The following is a 12885-nucleotide window of genomic DNA, read 5'->3' as shown; positions in this document are numbered from 1 at the left end:
CCTGAAGTGACCGCTGTCAGTCTCGGTATGCCCCCCGTACCGCCGCCGCCGCTGGCCCCGCGCCGGGCCAGCCGCCAGATCATGGTCGGTTCGGTGCCGGTCGGTGGTGGCGCGCCGGTCTCGGTGCAGTCCATGACCACCACCCTCACCGCCGACGTCAACGCCACGCTCCAGCAGATCGCCGAGCTGACCGCGTCCGGCTGCCAGATCGTCCGGGTCGCCGTGCCGTCACAGGACGACGTGGAGGCGCTGCCGGCGATCGCCAAGAAGTCGCAGATCCCGGTGATCGCCGACATCCACTTCCAGCCGAAGTACGTCTTCGCGGCGATCGACGCCGGCTGCGCCGCGGTCCGGGTGAACCCGGGCAACATCCGGCAGTTCGACGACAAGGTCAAGGAGATCGCGCGGGCCGCCGGCGACGCGGGCGTGCCGATCCGGATCGGCGTCAACGCGGGCTCGCTGGACAAGCGCCTGCTGGCCAAGTACGGCAAGGCCACCGCCGAGGCGCTGGTGGAGTCGGCGCTGTGGGAGTGCTCGCTGTTCGAGGAGCACGGCTTCCGGGACATCAAGATCTCGGTGAAGCACAACGATCCGGTGGTGATGATCCGCGCCTACCGGCTGCTGGCCGAGAAGTGCGACTACCCGCTGCACCTCGGCGTCACCGAGGCCGGCCCGGCGTTCCAGGGCACGATCAAGTCGGCGGTGGCGTTCGGCGCGCTGCTGGCCGAGGGGATCGGCGACACCATCCGGGTCTCGCTGTCCGCCCCGCCGGTCGAGGAGATCAAGGTCGGCAACGCGATCCTGGAGTCGCTGGGCCTGCGCGAGCGCGGCCTGGAGATCGTCTCCTGCCCGTCCTGCGGCCGGGCGCAGGTCGACGTCTACAAGCTGGCCGAGGAGGTCACCGCCGGGCTGGAGGGCCTGCCGGTGCCGCTGCGCGTCGCGGTCATGGGCTGCGTGGTGAACGGTCCGGGCGAGGCCCGCGAGGCCGACCTGGGTGTGGCCTCGGGCAACGGCAAGGGCCAGATCTTCGTCAAGGGCAAGGTCGTCAAGACCGTGCCCGAGGCGCAGATCGTGGAGACGCTGATCGAGGAGGCGCTGCGGATCGCCGACGAGATGGGCGCCGAGATCCCCGAGGAGCTGCGTGACCTGGTGCCGGGCGGCGCCACAGTCACAGTGCACTGATCCGCATTCCCGCGTCGCCGTGCGGCCGTCCCCGACAGGGGGCGGCCGCACGCGTCGTCTCAGGGCCGGGGGACGGCGGCGAAGGGGGAGAGGGTGAACCAGCCGGGCGCGGCGCGCCGCAACGCCTCCGGCCCGGTCACCTCCACCGCGCCGCCGCGCAGCGCCGCGGCCCACTCCAGGTCGCCCATCCAGACCTGGACCAGGGCGCGCAGGTCCGCCGTGACGGTCACCGTCACGTCGTGCCCGGGGTCGCTGTCGCAGACGTCGGCCTCGCCCGCGGCGATCACCATCCACCAGTCGCGCTGCGTCGTGGGCACGTCCCGGAAGCGGAACCGCACGACGGTACGCCCCGGCGGGACAGCGTCGTGGTCGACGTGCCGGTGCATGTCCCACAGCAGCAGCTTCGGGTCCAGGTCGGCGTCGCCCATCTCGCCGATCCAGCGCACGCCCCAGGCGCCGAGCGCCTCCACCACGGGCCGCAGTTCGCGTCCGGCGGCGGTCGGGACGTAGCGCACGTCGGCGCCGTCGACCCGCCGCTCCACCACCCCGGCGCGAACGAGCTGGTGCAGCCGGCGGGACAGCAGCGTGGGCGACATCCGGGGCAGGCCCCGGCGCAGCTCGTTGAAGCGTTCCGAGCCGCTGACCAGCTCCCGGACCACGAGCAGCGTCCACCGCTCGTCGAGCAGTTCCATGGCCTTCGCCACGGGGCAGAACTGGTGGTAGGAGGCCCCCATGGCGGGCACGCTACGCCCGGCCCGCCACCCCGGCCAGCGCCCTGTCGGGAGCGGTACAGATCTCGTACTGGGGGCCGGGTCGTCCGCTGCCTAGCGTCCTGTGCAGGGACGACAGGTGAGGAGCGACCGATGATCGAGGAACGGGAACAGGACGCCGCGGTGAAGGCCCGGCACCGCGCGATGTGGGCGATGGGGGACTACGCCGCCGTGGCCGCGCAGGTGATCCCGGAGCTGGGGGCGACGCTGGTCCGCGCCGCCGGGGTGGCGCCGGGCATGCGGGTGCTGGACGTGGCGGCCGGGACCGGCAACGCGGCTCTGCCGGCGGCCCGGGCCGGTGCGGAGGTGGTGGCCGGCGACCTGACCCCGGAGTTGCTGGCGATCGGGCGGGCGGAGGCCGAGCGGGAGGGCTTGACGCTGACCTGGGAGGAGGCGGACGCGGAGGCGCTGCCGTACGCGGACGGCGCGTTCGACGCGGTGCTGTCGTGTGTGGGCGTGATGTTCGCGCCCCGGCACCGGGCCGCCGCCGACGAGGTGCTGCGGGTGTGCCGGCCGGGCGGGACGATCGGCCTGGTCAACTGGACTCCGGAGGGCTTCGTGGGCCAGTTGTTCGCGGCCATGCGGCCGTACGCGCCGCCACCGCCGCCGGGCGCGCAACCGCCCCCGCTCTGGGGCGACGAGGAGCACGTCCGGGAGTTGTTCGGCGACCGGGTCGACGCGCTCACGTCGGCGCGTGACGCCGTGGTGGTGGACCGGTTCGCCACGCCGGGGGAGTTCCGGGACTTCTTTGCGACCCGTTACGGGCCCACTGTGGCGGTCTACCGGGCGAACGCCGGCGACCCGGAGCGTACGGCCGGGCTCGACCGCGCGCTGACCGACCTGGCCGCCCGGCACCTGGACGGCGGCGTGATGCGCTGGGAGTACCTGCTCGTCACCGCGCGCCGCGCCTGACGGCACGCCGGTCGTCGTCCGGCCGGCGTGCCGTTCCGGCGGCGGTGCTCACTCGGACTCGGCGAGGATGGCGTAGAGCTTGCGCCGGGTCTCGTCGAGCACCTGGGCGGCACGGGCGCGCTGGTCGTCGGTGCCGGTGGTCATCACCTGCCGCAGCGCCTGCATGGCCTGCGCGCCGGCGTCGCGGATGTCGTGCCAGCTGTTGACGGTCTGCTCGGCGAACTCCGCCCAGGGCGGGGCCTGCGCCGCGCCGGCCGCCTCGGCCTGGCCCGCCTCGGTCAGCGCGAACCGCTTGCGCCCGCCCTCGGAGTCGGGGGCGGTCGCGATGAGCCCCTCGTCCTCCAGCAGTTGCAGCGTCGGGTAGATCGAGCCGGGGCTGGGCCGCCAGGCCCCGCCGGTGCGGGAGTCGATCTCCTGGATCATCTCGTAGCCGTGCATCGGCCGTTCGGTGAGCAGGGCCAGCACGGCCCCGCGCACGTTCGGCCGCCGGCCGCGTCCGCGCCCGCCCCGGCCCCGCCCGTGGCCGTGGCCGTGGGGTCCGGGGGAGAAGGGCGGCGGACCCGGGGGTACGGGCGGGAAGCCGAAGCCGCCACGGCGGCGCATCTCGTCGTGCATGGCGTGCATGCGTCGATGGAAACCCATCAGGGCTCTCCTTCTGTCGTCGTATCACTGATGCATCAACGATATATCGGCAATGCATCGCCGACAAGACGTCACGTAAGCCGGGCTGCAAACCGTACGTACGTACTGTTAGGGTGCCGGTGTGCGCCTGCTTCCCGAACCGGGCCCGTCCCGGACCCTCGCCCTCTCCACGCTCGTCAACACCGTCGGGCGGGGCACCTGGCTCACCGCCAGCGCGCTGTTCCTCACCCGGTCGGTCGGGCTCTCGGTGACCCAGGTCGGTGTGGCGCTCACGCTCACCGCGCTGGTCAGCCTGGTGGCGAGCACGCCGATGGGCTACCTCGCCGACCGCCTCGGCCCGCGCGGGCTCCAGATGGCCGCGTTGCTCGCCTCGGCCGGGTGCACGGCCGCGCTGGTCTCCGTGCGTTCGTTCACCGGCTTCCTGGTCGTCGGCGTGCTGATGGCGGTCGCCGACGCGGGCACCCGGGGCGCCCGCGGTGCGCTGATCGCCGGCGCCGTCCCGCCCGACCAGCGGGTCCGTACCCGCGCCTACCTGCGCGCTGTCACCAACGTCGGGATCTCGGTGGGCACGGTGCTGGCCGGGTTCGCGCTCGCCGCCGACACCCGCGGCGCGTACGTCACGCTGATCCTGCTCGACGCCGCCACGTACGTGCTGGCGGCGGCGGTGCTGCTGCGGCTCCCGCCGGTGCCGCCGATGCCCGCCCCGGCGCACGGGCCGCGGCTGATCGCGCTGCGGGACCGCCCGTTCCTCGCCTTCACCGTCCTGGACGGGCTCATGTCCATGCACTTCTCGCTGATCAACATCGCGCTGCCGCTGTGGATCGCCGGGCACACCACAGCGCCGAACTGGCTGATCTCCGTCTGCCTGCTCGTCAACACCGTGGTGGTGATCCTGTTCCAGGTCCGCGCCTCGCGGGGCACCGAGGACCTGACCGGCGCGGGCCGGGCCGCCCGCCGGGCCGGTGTCCTGCTCGCTGTCGCCTGCGCGCTGTTCGCCGCAGGGGGCGGCGTGCCGGTGGCGGTGGCGGTGCCGTTGCTGCTGGCCGGAGCGCTGGTGCACGTCGTGGGGGAGCTGTGGCACGCGGCGGCCGGCTGGGGCATCTCCTTCGGCCTGGCCCCGGCGCACGCGCACGGGCAGTACCAGGGCGCGTACGGGATGGGCATGCAACTCGGCTCGATGGTCGCCCCGGTGGTCGTGACCACGCTCGCGATCGGCTGGGGCGTGCCCGGCTGGCTGGTGCTCGGCGTGGTGTTCCTGCTGCTCGGCGCAATGGTGCCGCCTGTGGTGCGATGGGCCGCCCGGACCCGGCCGCCCGCACCCGAACCGGTGCCGGTGCCGGCCGGCTGAGCGCCGTGCGGCAGGTGCCCGGTCGGCCCGCGCACGCCGGGGTGGATCTGGCAGGCTGGTAGCCGTGCTCACCATGCCGGTACGCCAACTGGGGGAGTCGGAGCGCCGCGCGGTCGAGCGGCTGCTCGACCTCGACCCGTACGCCGGTGCGCAGGTCGCCGAGCGGGTGGCGGCGCGCGGGCTGGCCTGGTGGCGGGCCGAGGCGCGGATCCTCGGGTACGGCTCCCGCCGGCACCTGGAGTCGATCTGCTGGCTGGGCGGCAACCTGACCCCGGTGCTCGCGTCCGAGTCGGCGGTGACCGCGTTCGCCGACCAGTTGAGCGCCGAGGAGCGGCTCTGTTCCTCGATCGTCGGCCGCGCCGACGCGGTGCTCGGGCTCTGGGACCGCCTCTCCGCGCACTGGGGGCCGGCTCGGGACGTACGCCCGAACCAGCCGCTGCTGGCGACGGACGCGCTGCCCGCCGTGGCGCCCGACCCGCACGTGCGGCGGGTGCGCGGCAGCGAGGTCGACCTGCTGTTCCCTGCGGCGGTGGCGATGTACACCGAGGAGGTCGGGGTGTCGCCGCTGGCCGAGGACGGCGGGCGCGGCTACCGGCGGCGGGTGACCGAGCTGGTGCGCGCCGGCCGCGCCTACGCCCGTTTCGTCGACGGGCGGGTGGTCTTCAAGGCGGAGCTGGCAGTGGTGACCCGCCGGACCGCGCAGGTGCAGGGCGTCTGGGTGGCGCCCGAGTGGCGTGGCCGGGGCATCGCCGCCGCCGCGATGGCAGCAGTGGTCCGCGACGCGCTGGAACGGGTCGCGCCCACAGTGAGCCTGTACGTCAACGACTTCAACCTGCCCGCCCGCCGGGTCTACGAGCGCTGCGGCTTCCGCCCGGTCGGCACGCTCGCCACAGTGCTGTTCTGAGGATCACTCCCGCCAGACGTCCCGAACCGGACACCCGGCGCTATGCTGGGCATGTTTTTATACTGACTAGTCAGTTCGGAATTCGGGGTCCTGATGAACATCGTCGAGGCCGTCGGCCTGGGTCTGCGCACCCGCCGGGGCTGGGTCTACCGGGACGTCGACCTCACCGCCGCGAGCGGTGAGCTGCACGCCGTCACCGGCCCGCCCGGCAGCGGACGCACCTCGCTGCTGCTCGCGCTGGCCGGACGCTTCCCGCACAACCACGGCGAACTGCGCCGCCGCGGCCCGGCCGCGCTCGGCCAGGTGGCCGGCGTGCACGAACCCGACCCGACGCTCACCGTCGCCGAGCACATCACCGAACGCCTGCTGCTGCTCGGCCCGGTGCCCCGCCGCCGTCGCCGCCTCGTGCCGGTGGCAGCGGTCCGGGCCCGCCGGGCCTACCGCCGCGACGCCTACGCCGCAGCCATCGCCGGCGCCGGACTCACCGACGCGCCCCTGGACCCCGACCGGTACGGCCGCGACCTCACCCCGGTCGAACGGCAGGTGCTCGGGCTCGTGCTCGCCAGCCTCGGTGGCCCCAGCCTGATCGTCGCCGACGACGTGGACGCCGGCGCCGACCGCCCCGAGCGGGAGTGGATGTGGGGCGCGCTGGAACGCCTCGCCGACCAGGGGTACGCGGTGGTCGCCAGCGCCCGCGCCGTCGAACCCGGGGTGACCGTCACCGTGCACCGCATCGGCGACCCGGTCCTGCCCGTCCCCGCCCTGACCGTGCCCACCGAGGTGTCCGCATGAGCGTCCTGCGACTGGCCCTGTTCGAGCTGCGCCGGATGACCCGGGGCCGGCTGCCGCGCGCCGCGCTGGCAGTGCTCACCATCGTCCCGCTGCTCTACGGCGCCCTCTACCTGTACGCGTTCTGGGATCCCTACGGGAAGATGGACCGGATCCCGGTCGCGCTTGTCAACGCCGACCGCCCGGCCACCGCCGGCGACGGCAGCGAGGTGCACGCCGGCCGCGACCTCACCGAGAAGCTGCTCGACCGCAAGGTCTTCGGCTGGACCGTGACCGACCAGGCCGACGCCACCAAGGGGCTGCGCGACGGGCGCTACCACCTGGTCTTCTCCATCCCGGAGGACTTCTCCGCCACCCTCGCCGCCGGCCCGGAACCGGACCGCCCGGCCCGGCAGGGCGAGCTGAAGGTCGTCAACGACGACGCCACCAACTACCTCTCCGGGCTGCTCGCCCGGTCGGCGTTCAGCGAGATCCGGGCGGCCGCCGCGCAGAGCACCGCTGCCACGTACTTCGACAAGATGCTGATCGGCTTCACCGACGCCAAGGCCGAGACCGGCCGCGCCGCCGACGGCGCCGGGAAGATCGCCGACGGGCTCGGCAGCTCCCAGCAGGGCGCGGGAAAGATCGCCGACGGGCTCGGTGACGCCGAGGACGGCGCCGGTCAGCTCGCCGGTGGACTCAACCAGTCGGTCCAGGGCGCGGACAAGCTCGCCAAGGGCCTCGACCAGCTGCGGACCGGCGCCGCCCAGCTCGCCGACGGCGCCGGGCGCGCCGCCACCGAGACCAAGGCCGCGGCCGCGACCGTGAACGCCGCCGCCGACAAGTACGAGCCGGTGCTGCGCCGCAACGCCGACAAGATCGAGAAGGCGGCCACGCTCGTCGCCGACGGCGCGCAGCAGCTCGCCGCCGGGCTGGACGCGCTACCCGGCAAGGCCGCCGAGGTGGTCGCGACCGCCGAGGAGGTCAGCGACCGGCTCGACGCGGTCGCGAAGGAACACCCCGAACTGGCCGACGACCCGGACTTCGCCGCCGCCCGCAAGGCCGCCGACCGGGCCGCCACGCAGGCCCGCTCAGTGGTGGCCGCGCTGGACAAGACCGACATGGCCACGTTGCGCAAGCAGATGACCGACGTGGCGAAGACCGCCCGCGAGGTGGCCGCCGCCGCGCCGCACCTCGCCGACGACGTCGCCTCCGCCCGCGCGAAGGTCAACGAGCTGGCCGGTGGGCTCACCACGCTGGCGCAGGGCAGCGCCAAGCTCCGCGACGGGCTGGGCGACGCGTCGACCGGCGCCGACCAGTTGCGCGGCGGCCTCTACCGGCTCGCCACCGGCGCCCGCCAGCTCGACGGCGGCCTGGCCCAGCTCGGCAGCGGCAGCAACCGCCTGGTCGACGGGCTGACCCGGCTGGAGGGCGGCGCCGGCGACCTCGCCGACGGGCTCGCCGCCGGGGAGCGGAAACTACCCGGGTACGACGACGCGGCCACCCGCGCCGGCGTGCTCGGCGACCCGGTCGGCCTGATCCGCGACTCGCAGAACCCGGCCGGCTCGTACGGCGTGGGCTTCGCCCCGTACTTCCTGTCGCTGGCGCTCTGGGTCGGCGCGATGATCACGTACATGCTGTTGCGGCCGGTCAACCGGCGGCACGTGATGTCCGGCGCCCCCGGCTGGCGGGTCGTGCTCGCCGGGTGGCTCCCGGCCGCGGGCATCGGCCTGGCCCAGGTCACTGTGCTCTACACGGTGGTGACGCTCGGGCTCGGGCTCGACCCGCGGCACGGACCGGCCACGTTCGGTCTGCTCGCCCTCACCTCGCTGGCGTTCACCGCGATCATGCAACTGCTCGGCGTGGCGCTCGGCCCGGCCGGGCGGCTGGCCGCGCTGGCGCTGCTGATGCTCCAGCTCACCTCGTCCGGCGGCACCTACCCGGTGCAGACCTCGCCCGGCTTCTTCCAGGCGATCCACCCCTGGCTGCCGATGACGTACGTGGTGGACGGCCTGCGGCACACCATCAACGGCGGTACGACCGCCCCGGTGGTCACCGCCGCGCTGGTGCTGCTCGCGTTCGGGCTGGGCGCCATGGCGCTCACCGTCGGCGCGGCCCGCCGGTCCCGCCGGCTGACCCCGTCGAAGCTGCACCCCGAACTGACCATGTGAGGATGAGCCGGTGACGGACGGACGGACACGCCGGCGCGAGGACACCCGCCAGCGCCTCTTCGTGGCGGCGGTGGACCTCATCGCCGAGCAGGGCTTCTCGGCCACCACTGTGGACGACATCGCGGCCCGCGCGGGTGTGGCGAAGGGGACCGTCTACTACAACTTCGAGTCCAAGACCGTCCTGTTCGAGGAGTTGCTGCGGCACGGCATCGGCCTGCTCACCGCCGAGTTCCGGGCCGCCGTCGACGGGCTGCCGCCGCTGGAGGCGCTCGGCGCGCTGGTCCGCGCCCAGCTGGAGTACATCCGCCGCTATCGCGCCTTCGCCCAGCTCCTGCTCTCGGAGATGTGGCGGACCAACAGGGAGTGGCAGCAGACGCTGCGGCTGCTGCGCGGCGAGGCCGTCGCGGTGATCGCCGACACGGTGAAGGCCGGCGTGGACAGCGGCGACCTGCCCGCCGACCTGGACGTGCGTACCGCCAGTTCGGCGCTGTTCGGCGTCGGGCTGGTGGTAGCAGTGGACTGGCTGGTCTTCTCGCCGGAGCGGCCGATCGACGAGGTGCAGGAGTCGCTGCTCGGCATCGTCCGGCGGGTCGCCCGGACCTGACCAGCGGTCGGTAATTCGGTTGATTCCGGGCCGCCGGAAGGGTGAGGGTGAGGGCACCGCCCCCACCGATCCGAGTCCGGAGGACCTTCCATGCGCCTGCTCCGAGATCTCTGGGCCACGGCGCCCCGGCGGATGACGGCGGTCCTGCTGCTGATCGTGCTCGGCGCCGCCGGCCAGGCGGCCGCCTCCGCGCTGGCCGGGCCGGTGCTGGTGCACCGCTCGTCCGGGTGGTTCGTCGCGCTCGCGGTGGCGCTCGTCGCCGCTGTCGTCACCGACCTGCTGATCGGCCTGATCATGGCCCGGCTCACCGCCGACTGGTCGGCCGACGTGCGGCGGCGGCTCTGCCGGGTCGCGCTCGGCCAGGACCTGCCCACCCTGGAGACCACGCCGGTCGGCGAGCTGCTCGACCGGATCGACAACGACGTCTACCAGGTCGCCGCCGAGATGCGGAACACCGGCGTACGGCTGGCGCAGGGCCTCGCGGTCTGTGTCCTCGCGACGGTGAGCGCGCTGATCGTCTGGTGGCCCGCCGGTGTCGGCATGATCGTGCTCACCTCCCTGCTCGCGGTGACGCTGCGCCGCCCGACCGCCCGGATCGCCCCGGCCCGGATGGCCGAGGAGGAGGCGTGGTCCGACCTCGCCGCAGTGATGGAGGAGGCGGTGCACGGGCAGGACGACGTGCGCACCAGCCTCGCCCGGCCGTACGTGCTGCGTCTCTACGCCCGCCGCGCGGCCGAGGTGATCGCCCGGTGCGGCCGGGTGTTCCGGCTCTCCGCGCGGGTCACCGCGGTCGCCGCCGGTGCGGTCGGGCTCGGCGTCGCGGGCGTGGTGCTGGGCGGCGCGTGGGCGCTGTCCACCGGCCGGGTGGACGCCGCGCGGCTCACCGCGATCTGGCTGCTGGCCGTCGCGTTCGGCGCGACCGTCGAGCAGATCGCCCGCTGGGTGCCGCACCTGCAACAGGCGTTCGGCGCCTGGGGCCGGGTGCAACTGCTCGCCGGATCGCCGCAGGAGCCGGGCGGCGGCGACACCCCGGTCGACGGCGACCTGACCGTGCGCGGGCTCACCTACCGCTACCCGTCCGGCGGGGACGACCGCGGTCCGGCGCTGCGCGACGTCCACCTCGACTTCGTCCGCGGGCGCTCGTACGCGCTCGTCGGGCGGACCGGCTCGGGCAAGTCGACGCTGGCCAAGGTGCTGACCCGGGCGGTGGAGGTACCGCGCGGCACGGTGTTCCTCGGCGGCACCGACCTGGTCGACCTGGACGTGGAGGAACTGCGCCGGTGGATCGCCGTGGTGCCGCAGCGCACCGAGATCCTCGCCGGCACGCTCGCCGAGAACGTGGCGCTGTTCGATCCGGAGCTGCTGGACGCGGCCGAGCGGGCGCTGGCCGAACTGGGCCTGGCCGGCTGGATCGCCGAACTGCCCGACGGCGTGCACACCCGGCTCGGCGACGGCGGCTACGTGCTCTCCGCCGGGCAGGAACAACTCGTCGCGTTCGCCCGCATCCTGGTCCGCGACCCGCACGTGGTGATCCTCGACGAGGCCACCGCGCGGCTCGACCCGGTCACCGAGAACCGCGTACGCGAGGCCACCGAACGGCTGCTCACCGACCGGATCGGCATCGTCATCGCGCACCGGCTCTCCTCGGTGCGCCGCTGCGACGAGGTGGTCGTGATGGCCGACGGCGCGGTGCTGGAGGCCGGCCCGCTGCGCGAGTCGGCCCGCTTCGCCGAGCTGCTCGCCACCAGCCACGCCGGGGCGTACGCCGGGGTGGGCGGCCGGCGCGGCGGTGTGGAACTGCTCGACGCGCCCGCCTGGGACGACGCGCCCGCCACACCGGCCGCGCCCTCGACGCGGCCGGCCGCCGTGCCGCGCACCGACCCGCCACCGGCGCCGCCCTCGCCGCCCGCGCGGACCATGCGGGAGATCTTCCGGCTGGGCACCAACGATCCGCGGTACGGCCTGCTCTCGGTCGGCCTGTTCGTCGTGATGACGGTGCTCGGTCTGGACGGCGCGGTGCTGCCCTGGCTCTGGGCCGACCTGGTCGGCGGCGGCGACCCGTGGCTGCCGGCGCTGGGCATCGTGGCCGCGCTGCTCGTGGTGCTGCCGCTGCCGTACCTGACGAACCTGTGGTTCCCGCAGTGGTGGATCCGGCAGATGCTGCGGATCAGCGCCCGGCTGGTGCACGGGCAGACCGGCGCGCGCCGGGTCAGCGGGCACACCCCGGCCGAGGTGGTGGCCCAGGGCGGCGACACCGACCGGGTGGTGCACCTGGCCGACAACCTGATGGACCAGTTCATCTCGCTGGTCATCGTGGTCGCCATGACGCTGGTGACGGGCAGTCTCGTACCGGCGATGTTCTTCGTCGGCACGATGGTGGTGTCCGGGCTGGCGGCGACGCTGTTCGGGCCGCGGCTGGAACGCACCGCGGCAGGGACGGTGAAGGCGCGCGCCGCGTTCGCCACCGCGCTGGTGTCCGCGTTGTCCGCTGCCCGTACGGTCAAGCTGGCCGGCGCCACCCGCCCGGTGCTGCGCCACCTCGCCCGGCTGGACGAGGTACGCAGCGAGCGGCAGCGACGCGAGATCGCCATGCAGGTGTGGGCCCGGTCCACCCCGTCGGTCGCCAGCGGCCTGCTGCCGATCGGCGCGTGGGCGCTCTACCTGGCCGGTGAGCTGTCGGCGGGTGCCACGCTGGTGGCCGTGTCCACCCTGGGCGCGGCCCGCTGGTTCGCGTGGACCACCGCGTCGCTGGTGTCGCAGTACCCGTCGGCGCGGGTGTGGACCAAGCGGACGGTGGCGATGACCGGCGAGGCCGTGTACGCGGCGCCGGTGCCCGGGCTGGACCTGGTCGCGGGCACCGCACCCGCGCCCGAGCCGCCGCCCCGGCACCCGCTGCGCCGCCTGGAGCTGTCCGGCTTCGGCGCGCTGCACTCCGACGGCACGCTCGCCGTCCGCGACGTCGACCTGGTGGTCGAGCGCGGGCAACTGGTGCTGGTCGTCGGCCCGGTCGGGTCCGGCAAGTCGTCGCTGCTGCGCGCGCTCGCCGGGATCGTGCACCACGTCGGCGAACTGCGCTGGAACGGTGACCCGGTCACCGAGCCGGAGATGTTCCTGCGCCCCAACCAGGTCGGGTACGTGGGCCAGCTACCCCGGGTGCTCTCCGGCACGGTGGCCGACAACATCGCGCTCGGCCACCAGGTGGACGCCGCCGGAGCGGTCTCGACCGCCCAGCTCGAACATGACCTGGCCGCGGCCGGGGGCGGGCTCGGGCTGCTGATCGGGCACAAGGGAACCCGCCTGTCCGGTGGTCAGCTCCAGCGGCTGGCGCTGGCCCGGGCGCTCGCGCCGCGTACCGAGCTGCTGGTGGCCGACGACGTGTCGTCGGCGCTGGACGTCAGCACGGAGCTGGCGCTGTGGGCGGCGCTGCGCGAGCACGGGGTGACTGTGGTCGGCTCGACCGCGAAGCGGGCCGCCCTGGTCCGGGCCGACCACGTGGTGGTGCTGATCGACGGCACTGTGGCCGACCAGGGCACCTGGACCGACCTGGAACCCCGCTGGAACCACCTGGCCGGCTGACCGCCCCC

Annotated in this window: 10 protein-coding genes; 8 read left to right on the top strand and 2 right to left on the bottom strand. The window is 74.3% G+C overall.

Translation table 11 applies throughout. The features are described from left to right. The first annotated feature begins 6 nt into the window (after positions 1-6). A complete protein-coding gene (gene ispG, locus FHX31_RS22960) occupies positions 7-1182 on the top strand; it encodes a flavodoxin-dependent (E)-4-hydroxy-3-methylbut-2-enyl-diphosphate synthase (RefSeq protein WP_013474403.1) in 1176 nt (391 codons plus the stop codon). Positions 1183-1241: 59 nt separating this feature from the next. On the opposite strand, the gene FHX31_RS22955 is transcribed toward ispG, so the two are convergent. Further along, positions 1242-1916, bottom strand: coding sequence for a winged helix-turn-helix transcriptional regulator (locus tag FHX31_RS22955; protein WP_114919663.1), 675 nt, complete (start codon positions 1914-1916; stop codon positions 1242-1244). Between the two features lie 129 nt (positions 1917-2045). Here FHX31_RS22955 and FHX31_RS22950 point away from each other — a divergent pair, with 129 nt between their 5' ends. Beyond that, a complete protein-coding gene (locus tag FHX31_RS22950; protein ID WP_184977171.1) occupies positions 2046-2864 on the top strand; it encodes a class I SAM-dependent methyltransferase in 819 nt (272 codons plus the stop codon). Between the two features lie 48 nt (positions 2865-2912). Here FHX31_RS22950 and FHX31_RS22945 read toward each other — a convergent pair whose 3' ends face one another. Next, positions 2913-3506 carry a PadR family transcriptional regulator gene (locus FHX31_RS22945; protein WP_114919665.1) on the bottom strand — a complete coding sequence of 198 codons (594 nt, stop codon included), beginning with the start codon at positions 3504-3506 and terminating at the stop codon, positions 2913-2915. 121 nt (positions 3507-3627) lie between these two features. Between FHX31_RS22945 and FHX31_RS22940 the strand changes: the two genes are divergently transcribed. The 6 genes from FHX31_RS22940 (at position 3628) to FHX31_RS22915 (ending at position 12877) form a co-directional block, all read left to right on the top strand. Further along, the gene (locus FHX31_RS22940) at positions 3628-4854 is read left to right on the top strand and encodes an MFS transporter (RefSeq protein ID WP_114919666.1); all 1227 of its coding nucleotides are present in this window, start codon (positions 3628-3630) and stop codon (positions 4852-4854) included. A gap of 64 nt (positions 4855-4918) precedes the next feature. Then, on the top strand, positions 4919-5758 hold the full coding sequence (locus tag FHX31_RS22935; RefSeq protein ID WP_030269880.1) for a GNAT family N-acetyltransferase: 840 nt from the start codon (positions 4919-4921) through the stop codon (positions 5756-5758). Positions 5759-5851: 93 nt separating this feature from the next. Further along, the gene (locus tag FHX31_RS22930; protein WP_184977170.1) at positions 5852-6550 is read left to right on the top strand and encodes an ATP-binding cassette domain-containing protein; all 699 of its coding nucleotides are present in this window, start codon (positions 5852-5854) and stop codon (positions 6548-6550) included. After that, positions 6547-8697 (top strand): YhgE/Pip family protein, encoded by a 2151-nt coding sequence (locus FHX31_RS22925; RefSeq protein WP_184977169.1) that lies wholly within the window; start codon positions 6547-6549, stop codon positions 8695-8697. Before FHX31_RS22930 ends, FHX31_RS22925 begins: the two co-directional genes overlap by 4 nt. Before the next feature lie 10 nt (positions 8698-8707). Next, complete coding sequence (locus FHX31_RS22920) at positions 8708-9301, top strand: TetR/AcrR family transcriptional regulator (RefSeq protein WP_013284631.1); 594 nt, start codon at positions 8708-8710, stop codon at positions 9299-9301. A gap of 90 nt (positions 9302-9391) precedes the next feature. Next, on the top strand, positions 9392-12877 hold the full coding sequence (locus FHX31_RS22915; protein ID WP_184977168.1) for an ATP-binding cassette domain-containing protein: 3486 nt from the start codon (positions 9392-9394) through the stop codon (positions 12875-12877). Positions 12878-12885 lie beyond the last annotated feature (8 nt).

It is taken from the genome of Micromonospora sp. CNZ286, from assembly GCF_014207755.1.
Note: the sequence above shows the minus strand (reverse complement) of the source record. Positions and strands in the feature narration are given on the sequence as shown.